Origin of the sequence: Peptoniphilus rachelemmaiella, from assembly GCF_943169845.1 — a bacterium.
Lineage (GTDB): Bacteria > Bacillota > Clostridia > Tissierellales > Peptoniphilaceae > Aedoeadaptatus > Aedoeadaptatus rachelemmaiella.
Window position 1 is genome coordinate 1 of record NZ_CALPBW010000024.1, and the last position, 22,559, is coordinate 22,559.

18 protein-coding genes and 1 riboswitch are annotated in these 22,559 nt (G+C 51.4%); of the genes, 15 read left to right on the forward strand and 3 right to left on the reverse strand.

Features of this window, described 5'->3' with window-relative positions; all coding sequences use genetic code 11:
• Window positions 1–224, forward strand: a 224-nt coding sequence (locus KO087_RS08505) for a transposase (protein WP_215508624.1), incomplete at its 5' end; no start/stop codon positions are given.
• 112 nt (window positions 225–336) lie between these two features.
• On the opposite strand, the gene KO087_RS08510 is transcribed toward KO087_RS08505, so the two are convergent.
• Window positions 337–1,101 (reverse strand): IclR family transcriptional regulator, encoded by a 765-nt coding sequence (locus KO087_RS08510; protein ID WP_215508837.1) that lies wholly within the window; start codon window positions 1,099–1,101, stop codon window positions 337–339.
• Between the two features lie 139 nt (window positions 1,102–1,240).
• Between KO087_RS08510 and KO087_RS08515 the strand changes: the two genes are divergently transcribed.
• The 4 genes from KO087_RS08515 (at window position 1,241) to KO087_RS08530 (ending at window position 5,882) form a co-directional block, all read left to right on the forward strand.
• Window positions 1,241–2,623, forward strand: a complete 1,383-nt coding sequence (locus KO087_RS08515; protein WP_215508838.1) for a L,D-transpeptidase family protein — start codon at window positions 1,241–1,243, stop codon at window positions 2,621–2,623.
• A 137-nt stretch (window positions 2,624–2,760) separates the two neighbouring features.
• The gene (locus tag KO087_RS08520) at window positions 2,761–3,444 is read left to right on the forward strand and encodes a phosphoribosylaminoimidazolesuccinocarboxamide synthase (RefSeq protein WP_215508839.1); all 684 of its coding nucleotides are present in this window, start codon (window positions 2,761–2,763) and stop codon (window positions 3,442–3,444) included.
• 113 nt (window positions 3,445–3,557) lie between these two features.
• Window positions 3,558–3,672, forward strand: a riboswitch (FMN riboswitch).
• Between the two features lie 59 nt (window positions 3,673–3,731).
• Entirely contained in the window at window positions 3,732–4,340 is a 609-nt protein-coding gene (locus tag KO087_RS08525; protein ID WP_215508840.1) for an ECF transporter S component, read from the forward strand.
• Between the two features lie 174 nt (window positions 4,341–4,514).
• Window positions 4,515–5,882, forward strand: coding sequence for a Na+/H+ antiporter NhaC family protein (locus KO087_RS08530; RefSeq protein ID WP_215508841.1), 1,368 nt, complete (start codon window positions 4,515–4,517; stop codon window positions 5,880–5,882).
• A 122-nt stretch (window positions 5,883–6,004) separates the two neighbouring features.
• On the opposite strand, the gene KO087_RS08535 is transcribed toward KO087_RS08530, so the two are convergent.
• Complete coding sequence (locus tag KO087_RS08535) at window positions 6,005–6,658, reverse strand: 50S ribosomal protein L25 (RefSeq protein ID WP_215508842.1); 654 nt, start codon at window positions 6,656–6,658, stop codon at window positions 6,005–6,007.
• Window positions 6,659–6,853: 195 nt separating this feature from the next.
• Window positions 6,854–8,092: a rod shape-determining protein RodA gene (rodA, locus tag KO087_RS08540; protein WP_215508843.1), complete on the reverse strand. Its 1,239-nt coding sequence runs from the start codon at window positions 8,090–8,092 to the stop codon at window positions 6,854–6,856.
• A 58-nt stretch (window positions 8,093–8,150) separates the two neighbouring features.
• Here rodA and KO087_RS08545 point away from each other — a divergent pair, with 58 nt between their 5' ends.
• From KO087_RS08545 to KO087_RS08590, 10 genes are all read left to right on the forward strand, one after another.
• Window positions 8,151–9,059 carry an epoxyqueuosine reductase gene (locus tag KO087_RS08545; protein ID WP_215508844.1) on the forward strand — a complete coding sequence of 303 codons (909 nt, stop codon included), beginning with the start codon at window positions 8,151–8,153 and terminating at the stop codon, window positions 9,057–9,059.
• Between the two features lies 1 nt (window position 9,060).
• Window positions 9,061–9,702 carry an endonuclease III gene (nth, locus tag KO087_RS08550; protein ID WP_215508845.1) on the forward strand — a complete coding sequence of 214 codons (642 nt, stop codon included), beginning with the start codon at window positions 9,061–9,063 and terminating at the stop codon, window positions 9,700–9,702.
• Between the two features lie 53 nt (window positions 9,703–9,755).
• A complete protein-coding gene (locus KO087_RS08555) occupies window positions 9,756–11,054 on the forward strand; it encodes a VanW family protein (protein ID WP_215508846.1) in 1,299 nt (432 codons plus the stop codon).
• A gap of 185 nt (window positions 11,055–11,239) precedes the next feature.
• Window positions 11,240–14,935, forward strand: a complete 3,696-nt coding sequence (rpoB, locus tag KO087_RS08560) for a DNA-directed RNA polymerase subunit beta (RefSeq protein ID WP_215508847.1) — start codon at window positions 11,240–11,242, stop codon at window positions 14,933–14,935.
• Between the two features lie 46 nt (window positions 14,936–14,981).
• Entirely contained in the window at window positions 14,982–18,521 is a 3,540-nt protein-coding gene (gene rpoC / locus KO087_RS08565) for a DNA-directed RNA polymerase subunit beta' (protein ID WP_215508848.1), read from the forward strand.
• Between the two features lie 98 nt (window positions 18,522–18,619).
• On the forward strand, window positions 18,620–19,162 hold the full coding sequence (locus tag KO087_RS08570; protein WP_215508849.1) for a biotin transporter BioY: 543 nt from the start codon (window positions 18,620–18,622) through the stop codon (window positions 19,160–19,162).
• A 166-nt stretch (window positions 19,163–19,328) separates the two neighbouring features.
• Complete coding sequence (gene rpsL, locus KO087_RS08575; protein WP_108831901.1) at window positions 19,329–19,745, forward strand: 30S ribosomal protein S12; 417 nt, start codon at window positions 19,329–19,331, stop codon at window positions 19,743–19,745.
• A gap of 96 nt (window positions 19,746–19,841) precedes the next feature.
• Complete coding sequence (rpsG, locus tag KO087_RS08580; protein WP_215508850.1) at window positions 19,842–20,312, forward strand: 30S ribosomal protein S7; 471 nt, start codon at window positions 19,842–19,844, stop codon at window positions 20,310–20,312.
• Between the two features lie 15 nt (window positions 20,313–20,327).
• Complete coding sequence (gene fusA, locus KO087_RS08585; protein WP_215508851.1) at window positions 20,328–22,403, forward strand: elongation factor G; 2,076 nt, start codon at window positions 20,328–20,330, stop codon at window positions 22,401–22,403.
• Window positions 22,404–22,432: 29 nt separating this feature from the next.
• Window positions 22,433–22,559, forward strand: a 127-nt coding sequence (locus KO087_RS08590) for a GTP-binding protein (protein ID WP_251374999.1), incomplete at its 3' end; no start/stop codon positions are given.

A 22,559-nucleotide genomic window follows, 5' to 3' on the forward strand; every position in this document is an offset into this window, starting at 1 on the left:
CATTCATGGGCTTTCTAAAAGGTAAGAGCAGTATCATGATCTATGAACGATGGGGAGACATGAAATTTAAATATAGGGGAAGGCAGTTTTGGTGCCGAGGCTATTACGTCGATACAGCGGGAAAAAACGCTAAAAAGATTCAAGAGTATATACAAAACCAGTTGAAAGAGGATCAAATAAGTGAGCAACTAACCTTTGACACGACGAACCCCTTTAAGGGGTAGCCGAGTAACGTTAGCACGGGCAGACCACCGACGCCCTTCAGGCGCAGCTAGTAATGCAGGCCCTTTGGGCCGAAAAAGGAAAACCCCCGGCTACGCCGGGGGATGTTTATTGCTACCACAAAGGATTTAATTCGTCGAGAAAAGCCTGCACCGAAGCGAAAGCCTGCAGTTCATTCTCTATAATTTCTTCGTTGGCGCCGGACAGGGAAATGGTGCCGATGCATTCCCCTCGTTTGTCGAAAAGGGGAACGGCGATGGAGCCCAGACCGTCGTTGATTTCGCCGATTTCCAGGGCGTAACCCCGCTTCCGCGTGGACTGCATTTCGTGTTTCAATACGGAATCTTTCGTAATGGTCTTCTCCGTGTAGGCCACCAGGCGCGTGTCCTTAATGTATTTGTCCACCACCGACTCCGGCAAGCTGGCCAGGTAGGCCTTCCCGGATGCCGTGGCGTGAAGGGGAAAGGGCGTGCGGGAACGGGTGAGGATCAAGTAGCGGGTGGTGTCCGGCACCTCCGTAAATACCGTTAAGAGCTGGCCGTCTTCCACCATATTTAATCGCGCGCTTAACTCAAAGGCATTGGCCCAAACGCGAAGCATGGGCCGGATTTTATTTTTCACGTGGAATAAGTATTGATCCTCCACGAGATTGGCCTTGGGCACAAAGGCCAGGCCCAAGTGGTAGTCATTTTCCGCTTCGTCGCGACTTAAGTATTGAAAATGAACCAAAGTATTGACCAGGCCGCGGGTAGTATTCACATTTAATTTAACTAATTTAGAAATTTCCGACAAGCTTAACTTCGGATGCACGGCATCGAAGCAATCTAAAATAGCAAAGGCCCGGGCAAGTGATTGAATGGTTCGGGGCGTTTTATCCATAATATTCTCCTCATTTTCCAGAAAGGTTCCTATAGTTAGATTACACCACATTTTCGCGAAGAGAAAGAGAAAAATCACCTTGAACCGTGAAAAATTTATGATACACTATTAGAGCGACTAAAAGAAAAGGAGAAGGATCTTGAGTAATAGAATCGGAAAAATCGCGGCCATTATTCTCGGCATCTTGGCCGTCGTCTATCTAATCGGTGCCCTGGCCTTTACACAAGTCTATATGCCTAATACATCGGTTAACGGCGCCGACATATCCCTTCAACCGCGGGCGGACTTGAGGGAAAATTTTAAAGCCTCTTGGAAAGACTATGCCTTAACCGTGGTAGGCAAAGACGACAAGGCCGACACCATTAAAGCATCGGCCATCGATTACAAAGAAACCATGCCCGATTTTAAAATGAAAGAGTACAGCCCCTGGGCATGGCCCGTTTACGCCTTTATGAAAAAGGATTATAAGGTAAACACCACCATTACCTACGACGATGCGAAGCTGGAAAATGCATTGGCATACATGCACATGGTGGCGGATAAAGACATCACCGATCCCACGCCGCAGACCATCGCTTACGAGGAAGGCAAGGGCTACACTATCGCCGATGCCAAAGAAGGCACCCGCTTAGACGGGCTGAAACTCAAAGCGGCGGTATTAAAGTCCATGCACAAACAGGACAAAAAATTAGACGCGAAGAAGGCGGATCTCTACCTGAAGCCCGTGCCGGCGGAAGACCTCGACCACATGAAAAAACACGTGGCCAGTTTAAATACCATCGAAGGATACAAATTGACCTACACTTTCTCCGACAGGGAAGAAGTGTTGGCGGGACAAAACTTAATTAATCTTTACAAATCCGCCGAAGACGGCAGTTTGGAGCCGGATGAAGAAAAGGTAAAAGCCTATGTGGCGGAGCTGGGTAAAAAATACGACACCTTTAAAGGGACGCGAGATTTTCAAGCCACCGGCGGTGCCATGATGCGCATTCAGGGTGGAATTTACGGCTGGCAAATCGATCAGCCCAAGACCCGCGAACAGCTCATGACGGCGTTGAATGACAAAAAAGTTCAAAGCATGGAGCCGGTGTATAAGAGAAAAGCCGTGAGTCGAAATGTCAACGACATCGGCAACAGCTACATCGAAATCGACATTGCCCGTCAACATATGTGGCTTTATAAAGACGGCAATCTCGTCATCGATTCGCCGGTAGTTACAGGCAATCCCTACGCCGGCAACGGCACGCCCACCGGTACCCACGAAATTTGGTCGAAAGAACGCAACCGCTACCTTACCGGGGATACATGGAAGAGCTACGTCAAGTACTGGATGCCCTTTAACTGGACGGGCTGCGGCATTCACGATTCCAATTGGCGGGGCAGCTACGGCGGCAGAATTTATTTAGGCGGAGGCAGCCACGGCTGTGTCAACACACCGTCCTCCAAGGCGCCGACCTTTTACGAAAATGCCTTTGAAGGCATGCCTGTTATTGTTTACAACTCAAATAAACACGCCATTTAATTGAAGCGCCTACGGGCGCTTTTTTTGCGGAAAAATTTTCGTGAAAATCCGAGGAAAATTTGCCTAAGGATCTGTTTTCCCGCGGCCATTTGTTGTAAAATAAGTTGTACGATTTGCTTGTATGACAGGAGGCTATTTTGAAAACCATTTACGAAGGAAAGACGAAAGACATTCGACAAGAAAACGGCAAGACCTATTTCTACTTCAAAGACGACGTGACGGGCAAAGACGGCGTCTTCGATCCCGGTGAAAACCAAGTAGGCCTTTCCATCGAAGGTTCCGGCCGCGCATGCATTGCCATGAGCAAATACTTTTTTGAAAAATTCGAAGCAGATAAAATCCCCACACACTACATTTCCGCCGATGTAGACAATCGTCTCATGGAAATTAAGCCTGCCAAAGTATTCGGCAAGGGCTTGGAAGTGATCTGCCGCTTTAAGGCTACGGGTAGCTTTATTCGTCGCTACGGCAAATATGCCAAAGACGGCGACGTTTTAAATCGCTACGTGGAATTCACCTTAAAAGACGATGCACGCCAAGACCCCCTCATCAACGAAGATGCGCTGGTACTGTTGGGCATTTTAAAAGAAGGGGAATACGACCGCATTAAAGAGCTTACCCGCTCCATTTCTCAAGTGATCTACGACGACTTAAAGGCTCGTGGTCTCGAAATGTACGATATCAAATTGGAATTCGGCCGCTTAGAAGGCAGCGAAGAAGTCGTATTAATCGACGAAGTCTCCGGTGGCAACATGCGCGTCTTCAAAGGGGACGAATACATCGAACCCTTACGTCTTTCCGAAATGATCGTCGGCAAATAAGCACGGTTCGTTAAGGAGAAAAAAGCCCTTCGGGGCTTTTTTTTGTGTCCCGAAATTCTGAAAACCCCTTTCATTTATTTGAAAAGGTGGTATAATAAAAATATATCAAACAAATCAATCTTCAGGGCGAGGTGAAATTCCTCATCGGTGGTAAAGTCCACGTGTCGAAAGACTGAATTGGTGCAATTCCAATACCGACGGTGACAGTCCGGATGAAAGAAGATCTTTTTTTTCATGTTTATGTGCCCGGGGATGCGGGCTTTTTTTGTGCCCCACAAGGAGGAACCATGAATCAAATCCAGCGGACGAAGGCGCGCTACTCCACGAGAAATTTAACGCGTCTGTCCCTCTTATCCGTTATCGCCTTTTTACTTATGTACATCGAAGTGCCCTTGGCCTTTATTGCACCGCCTTTTATAAAAATCGACCTGTCCGATATGCCGGCCTTAATCGGCGGCTTCGCCATGGGTCCCGTGGCGGGCATCACCATTGAACTGGTGAAGTGCATCCTCACCTTTTTCGTTCGCGGCACCACCACCGGCGGCGTCGGCGAGTTGTCGAATTTTATCGTCGGCGCACTGTTTGTCGGGCTCTCGTCGAAATTTTACTGTGCGCGCAGAACCTACCGCGGCGCCGTCGTCGGCCTTTTAATCGGCGTCATCGGCATGACCGCCGTGGCCACCTTGAGCAATTACTTCGTGGTTTTTCCTCTCTACGGCAAGATTATGCCCATGGAAGCCATTATTAACATGGGCCGTGCCGTCACGCCGCGGGTCAACTCCCTGTGGGATATGATGGTTTATTGCATCGTGCCCTTTAATCTGGTGAAGGGGCTGATCGTGTCGGCGGTGACCCTGGCCTTGTATAAGCGGGTATCTCATCTGCTTTACGACTGATTTTAACCCTGCTCTTCGGAGCGGGGTTTTTTATTGCACTCGGACGGTGCGCTGTCAATCTTTACAAATGCAGGCGGAGATACTATAATAATTTATACGATATACCCTTCATTCTCGAAAAATGGGTAGGATCCGCAATGATATTTTCATTCAGAAGCATATGAGGAGGACATGATGGAAGACGGCAAATTAAAAGTAAAAGCCAACGGGGCGGCGCTCTTGCCCTTTATTCTTTTCGTACTGGTCTATTTGGCCACCGGCATGATTTTAAATGCCAGGGGCGTGGAAATGGCCTTTTATCAAGTGGCGGCACCGGTGTGCATCTTGCCGGCCATTGTGCTCGCCTTTGTCATGTTTAAAGGCTCCGTCGACGACAAATTTAATGCCTTTGTGCGGGGCTGCGGCGATGAGAACATTATCATTATGTGTTTGATCTACATATTGGCCGGCGCCTTCGCCACCGTATCCAAAACCTCCGGAGGCGTGGACTCCGTGGTCAACTTCGCCCTGTCCATGATTCCCGTTCAATACATTACCGCCGGGATTTTTCTTATCAGCTGTTTTATTTCCCTCTCCACGGGAACTTCCGTCGGCACAATTTCTGCCGTAGGCCCCATTGCCGTCGGCGTCGCTCAAAAGGGGAATCTGTCGTTGGCCCTGGTTCTCGGCGCGTTGGTCGGCGGCGCCATGTTCGGCGATAACCTCTCCGTTATTTCCGACACCACCATTGCCGCCACCAGGACGCAAAATGTGGACATGAAAGACAAGTTCCGGGCGAACATAAAAATTGCCCTTCCCGCGGCAATTATTACCTTCGTCATCTTCCTCTTTGTAGGAAAGCCCACAGGTCAAGTGGTCCTCGACGATTTAAATTATAGCTTCGTCTTGATTATTCCCTATCTCTTTGTTTTGATTTCGGCATTGGCCGGCATGAATGTCTTTTTGGTTCTCGCAAGCGGCATCGTGCTTTCCGGCGTCATCGGCATCGCCACCGGCGGCCTCACCATGATGACCTTCGCCCAAAATATTTTCGACGGCTTCAGCGGCATGTTCGAAATCTTCCTTCTGTCCATGTTAACCGGCGGCCTGTCTTACATGGTTTCGCAAAACGGCGGCATTGAGTGGCTGGTTCAAAAGATTCGAAGCTTCGCCAAAGACGTGAAGTCGGCGGAAATTTCCATCGCCCTCTTGACCCTTGTGACCGACGCCGCCACGGCCAACAACACGGTGGCCATTATTATCGACGGGCCCGTGGCGAAAGAAATCTCGAAAGACTTCAAGGTGGATCCGAGACGCTCGGCCTCCCTGCTCGATGCTTTCTCCTGCGTCATGCAAGGGGTCATTCCCTACGGCGCACAAATTCTTATTGCCGCCGGACTCACCAAGGAATTAGGTGCGGCAGCGGTCTCGCCGGTGGAAATCATTCCCTTCCTCTGGTATCAAGGGCTTCTGGCTCTGTTCGCCCTTCTCTCGATCTTTGTTCGCTTTGCCGATCCCAAAGACAAATGGGACTTTGAAAAGGACACTCCGCAAATTCAATAGAAAGACAATACGACTTGCGCCGATGATGTCGGCGCTTTTTTCATGGCTTCAGAAAAAAGGCACAAAAAAATAAGACCGGCTATCCGATCTTATCTTTTCACGAACCGCCTGAGCGGCCCAATTTATTCTTCTTCGGCTTCTTTTTCCGATTCAGTTTCGCCTACGGTAGGTACATCAGCTGCATCGGCGGCGCCTTCTGCTTCTTCTTCAACGGATTCTTCGCGAGGTTCTTGCAGTGCGCAGACAGCTTCTTCCAAATCAGTTAAGACTTCGATGTCTTCGATGGATGCTACGTCTAAGTCGGCAACGGTTAAGGTATCGCCTATTTGCATATCAGCGACATTGGCCACACCTTCGGAAGGCAGGTTGGTCGGCAGACATTCGACTTCTACTTCTTCGAGAAGTTGCAACAAGACCGAGGGTTGTACGCGAATGTCGTCGCGTCCTTCCAAGACGACGGGAATGGACAGCTTGATTTTTTCCTTCAAGTTAACGCCATAGGCATCGAAGTGGAGCAATTGGTTTTTGTAGGGGTGTTGTTGGATTTCCTTAAAGAGAATCTTGTGATCTTCTCCGTTAACATTGACATCGACCAAAGCGGAAGTACCGGCTACATCGACAACTTTTTGCAGTTCATTGGCTTTTGCAGCGACGGCAACGGGTTCAGCGTCCTTCGCATAGAAGATGCCGGGAACCAGGCCTTGGGCGCGGACCTTCTTTGCGCCGGCGGAGCCTAAGTCTTCACGTTTTTCTAAATTTAATTTAATGGTGTTCATTGGTGTCCTCCTTTGTTTACTCAACAATATATTATACCTGAAACGGGCCGCCATTTCCACGTTTTAACAAACTTCGATGATGATTTTCTGTATAAAAGCCCTCCGAAGCCTTTTTTCATCCTTCTAGGGCCCCTTAGCAGGGTTATTATACCATAAGCCCTTTTGGTCGCAACGAAAAGATGTGGTGCGGTTTTATCAGCGCCAGCGCTTTAAGCGCTCCGCTTCCCATTGGCGATCGCGAAAAGCGTCGATGCGATCGCCAATGGCGGTCATAAACGACGGCAGGTGAATCACGCCGTGGGTGCCGTAGCGGTGGTAGCGTACGCTTAAGCAAAGGCCGATCATGGCCAGGTTCACCATTTGAAAGGTGCCGCCGTAGCTAACAAAGGGCAGGGGAATGCCGGTAACGGGCATGAGCCCCAAGGTCATGCCCATATTTTCCCAGATGTGAATGAAGAGAACGCTTAAAAAGCCGAAGACCATGAGTCGGCCGCCTTTGTCTTTGGCGAGTTTGGTCAAGGACAGTAGGCGATAAAACAAAAGGGCGTAGAGGGCGAGCAAGAGGGCGCCGCCGAGAAAGCCCAATTCCTCCACGAGGACGGGGAAAATAAAGTCCGTCTCCTTCGTGGGGATGAAATTAAATTGAGTTTGGGGTCCCCGGAAGAGGCCGCGGCCGAAGAGGCGACCGTCGCCGATGGCCACCCGGCCCTCGTAGGCTTGATAGCCGCTGCCGGAAGTGTTGGCATCCGGCTTTAAAAAATTCAGAATACGGTCTTTCTGGTAATCGTCCAGTCGGGCGTATAAGATAGGCAATGACAGAAAGCCCGCCCCCATGGCGCCGAAAATATATTTCCAATCCAAATCGGAGAAAAACAACATGACGGCGATGAAAAATAAAAAGACCATGGCCGTGCCGAAGTCCGGCTGAAGCATAATGAGGCCCACGGGAAAGCCCGCAAAGGCCAAAGCCTTGAGAAGCTCCTTGGGTTCGTTGATTTTATCGCCGTGCTTTTCTAAGTAAAAGGCAAAGGAAATAACGAGAAAGATCTTGACGAATTCCGCCGGTTGAAAATTAATGGGGCCGATGGCGAGCCAGCTTTTCGATCCCCAGGTCGTGTCTCCGTGGCCGAAGAGAAGGGTAGCCGCCAAGAGAATGACGCTGAGGCCGTAGAGAAGGGGGTAGTAGGTGCGCCAAATGCGGTAATCCAGGAGCATGAGCCCGGCGGCGATGACCACGCCCAAAAGGGTAGCGATGCCCTGCTTCATTAAAAAGGGGCGATTGCCGTAAGAGAGGGTGGCCGATGCGAGGGCCACAAAGCCCATGAGGGTAATGGCGGCGACGATGAGGATTAAGCTGCGGTCCACATCCCATTTTCCGGGACTGACGCGTATAAAAAAGGGTTTGACTTTTTCAAAAAGCTTTCGGTGAAACATAGTATCTCCTTTGTCAGAGTGTGATACTATTATTATACAACAATGGAAAGGACTTGGGATGGAAGTAGACCGAATCAAAGCGCAATTGGGATTTCACGATTTAGCCCTGGTGCCGGCCTCGCGATTAGACGCCATGGCTTCTGTTTTGATGAAGCGAAAAGCGGCGGGGGAGATGCTGCCCATTGAACATGAAGATATCGATGCCCGCCTGGATCCCGCGGGAAGCCTCCCTTCGGCGAAATCCGTTTTTGTCGCCTTCGAACAAGTGCCTTTCGCAGAGCAGGAGCCGGAGTCGATGAAAGGCTACGGCAGGCTGGCGAGTTTTTCAAGAGACACGGATTACCACGTGATTTTAAATGAAAAAATGGCCCGTTTGGAAGCCTATTTGGAGAAAAACTATCCGGAGGTAGAATACTACCGCCAGGTGGACACCGGGCCTTTGTACGAGCGGGGCTTTGCCCTTCTCACCGGCAAGGGCTTTATCGGAAGAAACGGAAGCTTTATTCACCACCGCCTGGGAAGCTATGTGGCCATCGGCCTGTTGCTCACAACCATTGAAGGCGGTGAAATTCGCACGCCCCTTGGCAGTTGCGGCGATTGCCGCGCCTGCGTGGACGCCTGCCCGGGAGGCGCCATCGAAATGACGGGCATTTTGCATCCCGGTCGCTGCCGCTCATGGATCACCCAAAAACGAGGCGAGCTCACGGAAGGGGAGCGGGCGGTCATGGCCGATTGGCTTTACGGCTGCGATGTGTGCCAAATGGTTTGCCCGAAGAACAAGGGGATCGAGGCGGTCTATGAAATCACCGATCCCATCGAGGCTGTTTGCCTCGACGGATTGGAAGCGGAGTCGAACCGTTCCTTTAAGAAACGCTACGGTCGGCTCAGCGGATCCTGGCGAGGGAAAAAACAGTGGGTAAAAAATGCCGCCTACATTCGCCGCTATTTTAATGAGAGGAAGAAGTAGAATGCGTTTAACAAAAAAAGAAGCACTGCAAGTGTACGACCGTTTGGAAAAAATGTTTCCCGACGCCCGTGCGGAGTTGGATTACACCACGCCCTACGAACTTTTAATCGCCACCATTCTTTCGGCCCAATGTACGGATGTGCGGGTGAATAAAGTCACCAAGGTGCTCTTTCAAGAACACAATACGCCGGAGAAAATGGTGACCTTGTCTCAGGAAGAGCTGGAAACCATCATCAAAAGTTGCGGCGTTTATCGGAACAAGGCGAAGAATATTCTCGCCGCCTCCCGCATCATTATCGAAAGCTGGGGCAGCGAAATTCCTCCCACCATCGACGACTTAATGACCCTCCCCGGTGTCGGGCGAAAGACCGCCAATGTGGTGGCTTCCAATGTGCTGGGCATTCCCGCCATTGCCGTGGACACCCACGTCTTTCGCGTGTCCAATCGTCTGGGGCTCGCCGAAAGCAAAAATGTCGACGGCACGGAAAAACAACTCATGGCCATTTGGCCGAAGGATTGTTGGAGCAAGGGCCATCATCTCTTGATCTTTTTAGGCCGCCGCATCTGCAAGGCTCAGCGCCCCCTTTGCGACGAATGCGACCTGAAAGATCTCTGCCATTACGTGCAAGGAGTATCTGCTTAATGGAACAAAAGTATTTGCACTTCCGCCGAAAAAAGCGACGCCAACTTAAACGCATGAAGCGACGACGCATGGCCGCCACGGCGGTTGGCGCCCTTTTAATCTATTTTATTTTTCTCGGCCTTTTGCCCACCTTCGGCATCATCAGTCCCGGAACCAATTATTGCGGCAAGTCTCTGGGCTTTTTAACGGTGAAGGGTGCGGAGAAAAAGATAAACAAATACAAGGAAGATTTTCTCTCCGCCGACGTGGTCTTAACCCACAAGGAGAAATCCGCCACCATGACCTCGCAGCAACTGGGGCTCTCCATGAACGAAAAACAGGTGGCGAAAGATGCGTTGAAAGAAAGCAAAAATCGCCACTTCTTCTCCCGCATGGCACAGGCATTGAAGAAAGAACCGGTGCATACGCCCCTTGTCGTGGATGAGGCCACCTTAAATCGGAGCCTCGCTAGCTTAAACGGCGTCCTCTACGACATGGCCAAGCCCGCCACCGTGGCAACGGAAGGGGAGAAGGTCGTCATACGCCCCGGCAATCAAGGGGAAGTGCCGGATACGGCCCGGGCTATTGTGGATTTATCGCACGGCATCGATAAGCCTGTAGAGATCCGTACGAAAACCGTGGCTCCGGACATCGAGGCACAGGCGCTGGCGGGAATCGATGGGAAATTAGCCGAAGCCGTCACCACCTATGACCCCGCAGACAAAAGCCGCACGATCAATGTGGAAAACGGCGCCCGGTACTTCCGCCGCATCGTCTTGGCGCCGGGGGAAAAACTTTCTTTCCTCGCCACCATCGGCGGCATTACCGAGGCTCACGGCTTCGTCAAGGGCAAGACCGTGTCAAACGGCGTGGAAACCGAGGGCATTGGCGGCGGCGTTTGCCAAGTGTCCACCACCATGTACAATGCCGTGGCCCGCTCGGGGCTTAATGTCATCACGAAATTCAATCACTCCAAGGCCGTGCCCTACGCAAAAGAGGGGCTGGATTGCGCCGTAAGCGACGGCTACAAAGATTTTATCTTCGCCAACCCCTTTACCAAGCCCGTCTACATCGAAACCAAGGCCAAGGGCGGCACCCTGCTTTGCACCATTTACGGGCCCGCGAAAGAAAAGCCCTTCGCCATCGACTTGGTGCCTGAAAAGGTGCGGGACCTTCCGGCAGCCAACGATATCAGCTACACTTCGGACCTGGCACCGGGTGAGGTGAAAATGATTCAAAAGCAAGTGAACGGATCGATTTACAACACCTACGCCGTCTATTCCATGGGTGGAAAAGAACTTCGGCGCGTCTTCGTGGCAAGAAGCCGCTACGTTCCCGTGGACGGAAAAGTTTTAGTGGGAAAAAAGAAATAATCTCTTGCCATTTAAAGCGCCTCGTGTTAATATAATAAATTGCATAATAATCTAAAAATGTATGGAAAAGACGGTCGCAGCTACGAAAGATGATGTATATGTAAGTTATTGACGATTCAATTTGAAGAGATTCTTACACATACATTTTTTGTTTTTCGAAGGAACTGTAAGGGGTGAGGAATTTAATGGTACATCCTGTTCAATATGGCAAACGGGAGAGAATGAGTTATTCCAGAATCGATGATGTGTTGGAGATACCGAATCTATTGGGCGTCCAAACGGATTCGTTTAAGTGGCTCATCGATGAAGGTCTCAAAGAAGTGTTTCGGGATATTTCGCCCATCGAAGACTTTGCGGGAAATTTAATACTGGAATTTGTCGACTACTATGTATCCGATGAGAAAAAGTACGATTTCGAGGAAGCAAAGGAAAAGGACACCAATTATTCGGCACCTTTAAAAGTGAAGGTTCGACTGATCAACACGGAAACCGGGGAAGTCAAGGAACAAGAAGTCTTTATGGGCGACTTGCCTTTAATGAGCGCCACCGGCACCTTCGTCATTAACGGGGCGGAACGTGTCGTGGTCAGCCAATTGGTTCGCTCCCCCGGGGCTTACTATAAAGTGGAATTCGACAAGACGGGCAAGCAATTATTCTCCTCCACCTTGATTCCCAATCGCGGTGCTTGGCTGGAATTTGAAACCGACGCCCAAGGCGTGGTCAATGTGCGTATCGATCGCACGCGGAAGATCCCCATTACGATCTTACTTCGGGCCATCGGCGTGGAAAGCAATTTGGAAATCACAAACCTTATGGGTGAGACGGAAGAGCTCTTGAAGGTCTTTGAAAAGGACCAAACCAGCAACAAACAGGAAGCCCTTCTGGAGATTTACAAAAAGCTCCGCCCCGGCGAACCGCCTACGGTGGAAAGTGCCCAATCTCTCTTTGAAAATATGTTTTTCGATGCCCGTCGCTACGACATGGCGAAAGTGGGCCGCTACAAATTCAACAAGAAGCTGGCCCTTCGGGAACGGCTGCAAAATCAAATTTTGGCGGAAGATGTCATCGACGGGGAAACCGGCGAAGTCATGGGTACCGCCGGCGAAAGGGTGAGCCGCGAGGAAGCCATCGCCATTGAAAATGCGGGGATTAACCGAGTGGAAATTCTCGTCGACGATCCCAATGCCCTGGGTGAAAAGATGAAGATTGTCCTTCTCGGAAACAATTTCGTCGATCCCGCCGCCTTGGATACGGACATCGACTTTAAAGCCCTGGGCTTCAGAGAAAAAATCTATCTGCCCCGCCTGAAAGAACTCTTCGAAGCATACGAAGGGGAAGAGCTCATTACGCGGATTAAACTTCATTATAAGGAATTGTCTCCGAAGCACATTTTGGTAGACGATATTTTGGCGGCCGTAAACTATGAATTCAATCTGTTCTACGGCATCGGCAAAACCGACGATATCGACCACTTGGGCAATCGTCGGATTCGCTCCGTGGGCGAGCTTCTGCAAAACCAATTCAGAATCGGCTTAACCCGCATGGAACGCGTGATTCGCGAACGCATGGCCGTTCAAGATCCCGATGCGGCCACGCCTCAATCCTTAATCAATATCCGCCCGGTGACGGCGGCCATTAAAGAATTCTTCGGTTCCTCTCAATTGTCGCAATTTATGGACCAAAACAACCCCCTTTCGGAGCTGACCCACAAGCGTCGTCTCTCCGCCTTGGGGCCCGGCGGTCTGTCAAGAGACCGGGCCGGCATGGAAGTCCGCGACGTGCACAACTCCCACTACGGACGTATGTGCCCCATTGAGACGCCGGAAGGTCCCAACATCGGTTTGATTACATCCCTTACCACCTTTGCCCGTATTAACGAATACGGCTTCATTGAAGCGCCTTACAGAAAGGTAGTCAAAGGCGAAGGCCTGGTTACGAACGAAATCGAATACATTACCGCCGACGTGGAAGATGAAAACATCATCGCCCAAGCCGACGAAAAAGTCGACGAAAACGGCCACTTCATTAACGACCGGGTTATCGCCCGAGGCATCGACGGCCTCGTCGACGTCTACAAGCGAGAAGACATCAGCTACATGGACGTGTCTCCGCAGCAAATCGTCGCCGTCGGCACCAGCATGATTCCCTTCTTGGAAAACGACGACGCCAACCGCGCCCTCATGGGCTCGAACATGCAGCGTCAAGCCGTACCGTTGTTGAAAACGGAAGCGCCCATTGTCGCCACGGGGATCGAATACAAAGCTGCCCGCGACTCCGGCGTCTGCGTCATCGCCACGGAAGACGGCACCATTAAGAAGGTATCCAGCAACCAAATCGTCCTCACGCCGGAAGGGGGCAAGGAAGACATTACCTTCCGCCTCCACAAATTCGAAAAGGCCAACCAAGGCACCACCATTAACCAACGGCCCATCGTAAACGAAGGCCAAAAGGTAAAACGCGGCGAAGTCATCGCCGACGGCCCCTCCACGGATTTAGGGGAAATGGCCTTGGGCAAAAACATCTTAATCGCCTTTATGAACTGGGAAGGTTACAACTACGAAGACGCCATGCTCATTAATGAAGAGCTGGTCATCGACGACGTCTTAACCTCTCTGCACATTGAAGAATACGAAGCCGAAGCCCGCGACACGAAATTAGGGCCGGAAGAAATCACCCGCGACATTTCCAATGTCAGCGACGACATGCTCAAGGACTTAGATGAGCGTGGAATTATTCGCGTCGGCGCGGAAGTGAACCCCGGCGACATTCTCGTCGGCAAGGTAACGCCGAAGGGCGAAACGGAACTTTCCGCAGAAGAGCGCCTTTTGCGCGCCATTTTCGGCGAAAAGGCCCGTGAAGTGCGGGATACCTCCCTGCGCCTGCCCCACGGGGAAGCGGGCATCGTCGTCGACGTGAAGGTCTTCAACCGCGCCGACGGCGACGAGCTGCAACCGGGCGTCAACGAAATGGTCCGCGTTTTTATCGCCACGAAGCGGAAGATTCAAGTGGGCGATAAAATGTGTGGTCGCCACGGAAACAAGGGGGTTATCTCCCGCGTCCTTCCCAAGGAAGATATGCCTTACATGCCCGACGGACGCCCCATTCAAATCGTATTGAATCCCCTGGGCGTTCCCTCTCGGATGAACTTGGGGCAAGTATTGGAAGTCCACTTGGGCCTCGCCGCCAAGAAACTGGGCTGGCACGTGGCCACCCCCGTATTCGACGGCGCCAACGAACAGGATATTTTTGATACCTTGGAAAAAGCCGGCTACTCCGCCGACGGCAAGGTGCAACTCAGAGACGGCCGCACCGGGGAAGACTTCGATCACCCGGTCACAGTAGGCTATATGTACATGCTCAAACTTCACCACTTGGTCGATGAAAAGATTCACTCCCGCTCCACCGGCCCCTACTCCCTGGTTACGCAACAACCTTTGGGCGGTCGGGCGCAATTCGGCGGTCAACGTTTCGGGGAAATGGAAGTGTGGGCACTGGAAGCCTATGGGGCAAGCCACACCTTGCAGGAAATGCTCACGGTAAAATCCGACGACATCGTCGGCCGGGTCAAGACCTACGAAGCCATCGTCAAGGGCGAAAATATTCCTCAACCGGGGATTCCCGAATCCTTTAAGGTTCTTATTAAAGAGTTGGAAGCACTGGCTCTTGAAATACAAGTACTGGACGAAAACGAAAACGAAGTGGATCTGAGTACCGATGACGACGATCTCAATCACTTGGATTCCATGGACGGAAAAATAGACGGAGAAGATGCAGGGGAGCTCATCGAAGGAAAATCCACCGTGGATGCCTTGGCAGGCATTCGCAGAATTTCCGGCGATGCGATTCCGACAGGTTTTACACAAGACGAAGAAGAGGAATAAGTCTCTTCGGCAGTTGAAGGTACTCTAAAGAAAGGAGTCTTGCTCCTTGAGCAGAAACGAATTATTTCATTCCATCAAAATCGGCTTAGCATCCTCGGAAAAAATCAGATCATGGTCTTACGGGGAAGTCAAAAAGCCGGAAACCATTAACTACAGAACACTGAAGCCTGAAAAAGAAGGTCTCTTCTGCGAAAAGATCTTCGGGCCCACGAAAGACTGGGAGTGTTCCTGCGGAAAATACAAGCGCCTGCGCTACAAAGGCGTAGTCTGCGAAAAATGCGGCGTGGAAGTCACCAAATCCAAGGTGCGCAGAGAGCGCATGGGCCACATCGAATTGGCTGCGCCGGTCTCCCACATTTGGTATTTTAAGGGCATTCCCTCCCGCATGGGCCTTGTCATGGACATTAGCCCCCGGGCGCTGGAAAAAGTCCTTTACTTCGCATCCTACATCGTCACCCGCGTCGACGAAGGGGTGCCGGATTTATACGAAAAACAACTCCTCTCCGAAACGGAATACCGCGAGTTTAAGCGGGAATACGGCGACAAATTCGAAGCGAAAATGGGTGCGGAAGCCATTCGCGACCTTTTACGCAAGACGGATTTAGACGCGATCTCCAAGGATTTAAGGGATCAGCTGGACGATGCCACGGGCCAAAAGCGGGTGCGCATTACCCGCCGTTTGGAAGTCATCGAAGCCTTCAGAAACTCGGGCAACAAATGCGAGTGGATGATCCTCGATTGCATCCCCGTCATTCCGCCGGAGCTGCGCCCCATGGTGCAATTAGACGGCGGCCGCTTCGCCACCAGTGACTTAAACGATTTGTATCGCCGAGTCATTAACCGGAACAATCGTCTGAGAAAACTCATGGACATCGGCGCACCGGAAATTATCGTCAGGAACGAAAAGCGGATGCTTCAAGAATCCGTCGACGCCTTAATCGACAACGGCCGCCGCGGCCGCCCCGTCACCGGCGCCGGCAACCGCCCCTTAAAGAGCCTTTCCGAAATGCTCAAGGGTAAGCAAGGGCGTTTCCGTCAAAACCTGCTGGGTAAGCGTGTCGACTACTCCGGTCGTTCCGTTATCGTCGTCGGCCCGTCTTTGAAATTCTATCAATGCGGTCTGCCGAAGAACATGGCGCTTGAGCTCTTTAAGCCCTTCGTTATGCGGGAATTGGTCGACAGGGAACTGGCTCACAACATCAAAAGCGCGAAGCGCATGGTGGAAAGGGTGCGCCCTGAAGTATGGGATGTACTGGAAGAGGTTATAAAAGACCATCCGGTGCTCTTAAACCGCGCGCCTACCCTGCACCGTTTAGGGATTCAAGCCTTCGAACCGGTCTTGGTGGAAGGCAAAGCCATTAAGCTGCACCCCCTCGCCTGTACGGCCTACAACGCCGACTTCGACGGGGACCAAATGGCGGTTCACTTGCCCCTCTCGGCGGAAGCACAGGCGGAAGCTCGCCTCTTAATGCTCTCCACCAACAACATTTTGGCGCTGAAAGACGGCAAGCCCATTACCACCCCGTCCCAAGACATGGTTCTCGGGATGTACTACCTGACCTTAGATAGAAAAGGCCACGTCAAGGGCGACGGCATGACCTTTGTCGACGAAAAAGAAATGATGCACGCCTACGCCTGCGGTTGGGTGCACCTCCACTCCCACGTGAAGGTCCGCCGCTTTAAAGACGCAGACGACAAGCGCGGCAAAATTGTGGAAAGCACCGTGGGTCGCTTCTTGATCAATCGGGCCATTCCCCAAGACTTGGGTTTTGTGGACCGTGAAAAAGATCCTTACGGCCTTGAAATCGACCGCGTCATCGACAAAAAGCTCTTAGGAAAAATCATCGATCGCTGCTACAAACTCCACGACAATCTGGAAACGGCGGCCTTCCTCGACGAAGTGAAGAGCTTGGGCTACCACTACTCCACTGTAGGTGCCATGTCCATTTCCATGGGCGACGTTGAAATTCCCAAGGAAAAACCGGAAATTCTCCATCAAGCGGATTTAGACGTGGAAAAATACGAAAAAGCCTACAGAAAAGGGCTCATCAGCGACGAAGAGCGCTATGAACACGTTATCGATATTTGGAACGAAGCCACGGATCACTTAACGGACAAAGTTATGGAAGGCTTCGGCGAATTGAACAATATCTTCATCTTTGCCGATTCCGGGGCTCGTGGTTCCAAGAACCAAATTCGTCAATTGGCCGGCATGCGCGGGCTCATGGCTTCGCCTTCGGGGCGCACCATCGAAGTCCCCATTACCTCAAACTTCCGCGAAGGCCTGGATGTATTGGAATTCTTCATGTCCACTCACGGTTCGCGGAAAGGCTTGGCCGATACGGCACTGCGTACCGCCGACTCCGGCTACCTGACCCGTCGTTTGGTCGATGTTTCGCAACAAGTGACGGTTACGGAAGAAGACTGCGGCACCGACAGCTACATCGTGGCCAAGTCCTTTAAAGACGGCCGCGAAATGATCGAAGAATTACACGATCGTATCGAAGGTCGTACGGCATACGAAGATATTTTCCATCCCGAAACCGGCGAACTTCTGGCCAAGGGCGGCGAAATGATCGGATCCAATGAAGCCGATGCCATTGTCGCCGCAGGCATCGAAGAAGTGAAGATTCGTTCCGTCTTGGGCTGCCACTCCGAAGACGGCGTCTGCGCCAAGTGTTACGGCGAAAACATGGCAACGGGTCGCCCGGTCGGTATCGGCGAAGCCGTCGGTGTCATCGCCGCCCAATCCATCGGCGAGCCCGGTACCCAGCTGACCATGCGTACCTTCCACACAGGCGGTGTTGCAGCGGCAGCGGATATTACCCAAGGTTTGCCCCGTGTCGAAGAACTTTTCGAAGTGCGTAAGCCCAAAGGTCTCGCCATTATTGCTGAAATCAGCGGGACGGTGGACATTCGTGAAACGGCGAAAAAACGTGAAATCGTCATTACAGACGACGACGGCAATTCCGAAGCCTATACGGTGGTATACGGCGCTCGCGTCAAGGTAAAACCCGGCGACCGTGTCGAAATAGGCGACGAACTCACCCAAGGGTCCGTCTATCCTCAAGACCTTCTTCGCGTCAAGGGCGTCATGGGCGTACAGGAATACATCGTCAAAGAAGTTCAACGGGTCTACCGTCTCCAAGGGGTAGACATCGACGACAAGCACATTGAAGTCATCGTCAAACAAATGATGTCCAAAGTGCGCGTCGACGAAGCCGGCGACACGAGCCTGCTCCCCGGCAGCATGGTGAGCAAGAAGGAATTCGAACACGCCAATGAAAAAGCGAAGGCGGAAGGCCTCAAAGAAGCCACGGCCATTCCCACCTTGTTGGGGATCACCAAGGCATCCTTGGCCACGGATTCTTTCCTTTCCGCCGCATCCTTCCAGGAAACCACCCGCGTCTTAACCGATGCAGCCATCGAAGGAAAACAAGATTACCTGAAAGGCTTAAAAGAAAACATCATCATCGGTCAATTGATTCCCGCAGGGACCGGCGTCCGCCAAAACGGCACGGTCTACTGGGAAGAAGAAGACAAGCGAAAAGAAGAATTAGATCTGCTGGAAGGCATGAAGGCCTGATAGAGAAAAGAAACTCCGCTTCGGCGGAGTTTTTTCTATTGACAAGAGAAACGTAAAGCTGCATAATTTACAATAGTATTGTAAATGGAGGTTTAAACGTGAAAACAAAACAACTGACAACCATGGCCCTGTATCTCGCCGTGATTATTTTAAGCGGCCTGTTGGTGATTCCCACCCCCGTCGGCGTGCCCGTCGTGCTGCAAAATATGGTTTGCGCCCTGGCCGGGGCCGTCCTGGGAAAGAAAAACGGCACCTTAACCGTCTTCGTCTTCTTGCTCTGCATCGCCATCGGTCTTCCGGTTCTGCCCGGCGGTCGCAGCGGCGTCGCCGTCTTTTTCGGCATCACCGGTTCCTACTTTATCGGCTACTTGCTTTCACCTTTCCTTATAGGCCTGGCTTTGGAAAAAGTAAAAAGCCACGGTTACCTTACGTTCCTTTTGGTCTTTGTCCTCTTCGGGGCCTTGCTGATTAATTTCTCCGGCTTGATTAGCTTGTACGCCAACAGCGAAAGTTTCGCCGCCGCTTTTAAAACCATGATCGCCTTTGTGCCCTTCGATTTAGTGAAGGCCGTGCCCATCGCTTGGGTGGCTCAACGCCTTTATGCGACGGAGCCGGGTTTTTTAAAAGAAATCCGGGCGTAAGAAGGGATAAATCCCGCAAAATGCTTGAAAACTGAACGAAAAGATGGTACACTACCAGAGTGTAAATCGACCGCATCAGAAACTACCCGCTCAACGGGTAGTTTTTCATGATTGAAAATCGATTTGTGCTGTAAGAAAATCCCAATTATTAAAGGAGGTGCACTAAGTGCCTACAATTAACCAACTTGTAAAGAAGGGTAGAAAAAGATCCGAAACGAAGTCGAAATCGCCGGCTTTAGGATTCAACTACGATTCCTTACAAAAAGAACAAACCGTCGTCAACTCCCCTCAAAAAAGAGGCGTTTGCGTCGCGGTTCGTACTGTAACGCCGAAGAAACCGAACTCCGCGCTCCGTAAAGTTGCCCGTGTTCGTCTTTCCAACGGCTACGAAGTCATGGCATACATTCCCGGAATTGGCCATAACTTGCAAGAACACAGTGTCGTCTTAGTTCGTGGCGGTCGTGTTAAGGACCTTCCCGGTGTGCGTTACCACGTCGTTCGGGGAACCTTGGATACGGCAGGCGTCGACGGAAGAAGACAAGCGCGTTCCAAATATGGTGCAAAGAAACCGAAAAGTAACTAATCAAAGAGCACAATCTTTTCAATAGATGCTCTTGGCACACGACATCAGTCGAGTACCGTTGATTTTTCTCAACCACATAGTTAAGGAGGGAAGAGAATGCCAAGAAAAGGACATATTCCTAAAAGAGAGGTCATGCCCGATCCCGTTTACGGCGACGTTGTCATTACAAAATTAATCAACAACGTCATGTTAGACGGCAAGCGCGGCACAGCCCAACGAATCGTCTACGGCGCATTGGAAGCCGTAAAAGAAGCAACCGGTGAAGAACCCTTAGAAGTATTCTACAAAGCGTTAAACAACGCCATGCCGGTTTTGGAAGTCAAAGCACGCCGTATCGGTGGTGCCAACTATCAAGTCCCCTTGGAAGTACGTCCCGAAAGACGTCAAACCTTGGGTCTTCGCTGGATCGTTCGCTACGCCAGAGAGCGCGGCGAAAAAACCATGGTCGAACGCTTATCCAAAGAAATCTTGGATGCATCCAACGACCTGGGCGGCGCAGTGAAGCGTAAGGACGAAATGCATCGTGCGGCAGAAGCCAACAAAGCTTTTGCTCATTTCAGATGGTAAGAAAGGGGAAATTACGTGGCTAGAGAAGTGCCGCTTAATAAAGTACGCAATATCGGAATTATGGCGCACATCGACGCCGGTAAAACGACGACGACCGAACGGATTTTGTATTACACCGGTCGGATCCACAAGATCGGGGAAACCCACGACGGTGGCGCCCAAATGGACTGGATGGAGCAAGAGCAAGAACGTGGGATCACGATCACCTCGGCTGCTACCACCGCGCACTGGAAAGGCTATCGCCTGAACATCATCGACACACCGGGCCACGTTGACTTCACCGTAGAAGTTGAACGTTCCCTGCGCGTCCTTGACGGTGCCGTTTCCCTCTTCGATGCGAAGAGCGGGGTAGAACCGCAATCGGAAACCGTATGGCGTCAAGCTGACCGTTACCACGTCCCCCGAATCGCGCACATCAACAAAATGGACGTTACCGGTGCCGACTTCTTCCGCTCGGTAAAAACCATCGAAGACAAATTACACGGTAATCCCGTTCCGATTCAAATTCCCATGGGCGCCGAAGAAAGCTTCATCGGCATGATCGACTTGGTCACCATGGAAGCTGAAATCTACAAAGATGACATGGGTACCGAAATCGAAATCACGGAAGTGCCGGAAGAATACAAGGCACAAGCCGAAGAATGGCGCGAAAACATGATCGAAAAAGTCTCCGAATTCGACGAAGACTTAATGATGGCCTACTTGGAAGGCGAAGAAGTCACCCAAGAAGACATTAAACGCGCCATCCGTAAGGGAACCTTAGACGTGGCCATGACCCCCGTTACCTGCGGTTCCTCTTACAAAAACAAAGGGGTACAACTCCTGCTCGATGCCATCATCGACTACCTGCCCTCGCCGGTAGACATCCCCGCCATCGTCGGCGTGGATCCCGATACGGACGAAGAAGAAGATCGTCACGCAAGCGACGAAGAACCCTTCTCCGCATTGGCATTTAAGATCGTTACCGACCCCTACGTAGGGAAACTTTCCTACTTCCGCGTCTACTCCGGTACCTTAAAGGCCGGTAGCTACGTCTACAACTCCAGTAAGGGCAAGAGAGAACGCGTCGGTCGTATCCTTTTAATGCACGCCAACAAGCGTGAAGAAGTCGAAGAAATCTACGCCGGCGAAATCGCCGCTGCCGTCGGTTTAAAAGACACATCCACCGGGGACACCCTCTGTGCCGAAGATGACCTCATCATTTTGGAAAACATGGAATTCCCGGAACCCGTTATCTCCGTCGCCATCGAACCGAAGACCAAGGCGTCTCAAGACAAAATGTCCATCGGTCTGCAAAAGCTCGCCGAAGAAGACCCCACCTTCAGAACCTACACCGACGAAGAAACCGGTCAAACCATTATCGCCGGCATGGGCGAATTGCACTTGGATATTATCGTCGACCGCTTGCTCCGCGAATTTAAAGTCGAAGCAAACATCGGTAACCCGAAAGTATCCTATCGCGAAGGCATCCTCGGATCCGCCGAAGGCGAAGGCAAATTCGTACGTCAATCCGGTGGTCGCGGTCAATACGGCCACGCCAAGATCAAAGTCGAACCCCTCGAACCGGGCAAAGGCTTTGAATTCGAAAACAACATCGTCGGTGGCGCCATTCCCAAGGAATTTATCGGGCCGACCCAACAAGGGATCGAAGAAGCCATGCAAAACGGTGTTCTCGGCGGTTACGAAGTCCTCGACGTCAAAGTCAGCCTCTACGACGGCTCCTTCCACGATGTCGACTCTTCGGAAATGGCATTTAAGATTGCCGGCTCCATGGCACTGCGCGACGCCTTATCCAAGGCAAACCCCGTGCTCCTCGAACCGGTCATGAAAGTAGAAATCGTAACCCCCGAAGAATACATGGGCGATGTTATCGGCGACATTAACTCCCGCCGTGGCCGAATGGAAGGGATGGAACTGGTAGCCGGTGCCCAAATCGTCACCTGCTACGTCCCCTTGGCTGAAATGTTCGGCTACGCAACCAGCTTGCGTTCCAACACCCAAGGTCGCGCCAACTACTCCATGCAATTCGATCACTATGAACAAGTTCCCAAGAACGTGTCCGAAGAAGTACTCAACGGCAAAAATAAATAAGTCAAATCCAAATTAAAGGAGGATATACAATGGCAAAAGGAAAATTTGAAAGAACCAAACCCCACGTCAACGTCGGCACCATCGGCCACGTCGACCACGGCAAGACCACCCTTACGGCGGCAATCACCCTCGTATTAAACAAACGCTTCGGCTCCG

Bases quoted from the DNA above. Each gene is read 5' to 3' on its own strand.
- KO087_RS08510 (WP_215508837.1), bottom strand. From the start codon at position 1,101: ATGGATAAAACGCCCCGAACCATTCAATCACTTGCCCGGGCCTTTGCT.
- KO087_RS08525 (WP_215508840.1), top strand. From the start codon at position 3,732: ATGAATCAAATCCAGCGGACGAAGGCGCGCTACTCCACGAGAAATTTA.
- KO087_RS08530 (WP_215508841.1), top strand. From the start codon at position 4,515: ATGGAAGACGGCAAATTAAAAGTAAAAGCCAACGGGGCGGCGCTCTTG.
- KO087_RS08535 (WP_215508842.1), bottom strand. From the start codon at position 6,658: ATGAACACCATTAAATTAAATTTAGAAAAACGTGAAGACTTAGGCTCC.
- rodA (WP_215508843.1), bottom strand. From the start codon at position 8,092: ATGTTTCACCGAAAGCTTTTTGAAAAAGTCAAACCCTTTTTTATACGC.
- KO087_RS08545 (WP_215508844.1), top strand. From the start codon at position 8,151: ATGGAAGTAGACCGAATCAAAGCGCAATTGGGATTTCACGATTTAGCC.
- nth (WP_215508845.1), top strand. From the start codon at position 9,061: ATGCGTTTAACAAAAAAAGAAGCACTGCAAGTGTACGACCGTTTGGAA.
- KO087_RS08555 (WP_215508846.1), top strand. From the start codon at position 9,756: ATGAAGCGACGACGCATGGCCGCCACGGCGGTTGGCGCCCTTTTAATC.
- rpoB (WP_215508847.1), top strand. From the start codon at position 11,240: ATGGTACATCCTGTTCAATATGGCAAACGGGAGAGAATGAGTTATTCC.
- rpsG (WP_215508850.1), top strand. From the start codon at position 19,842: ATGCCAAGAAAAGGACATATTCCTAAAAGAGAGGTCATGCCCGATCCC.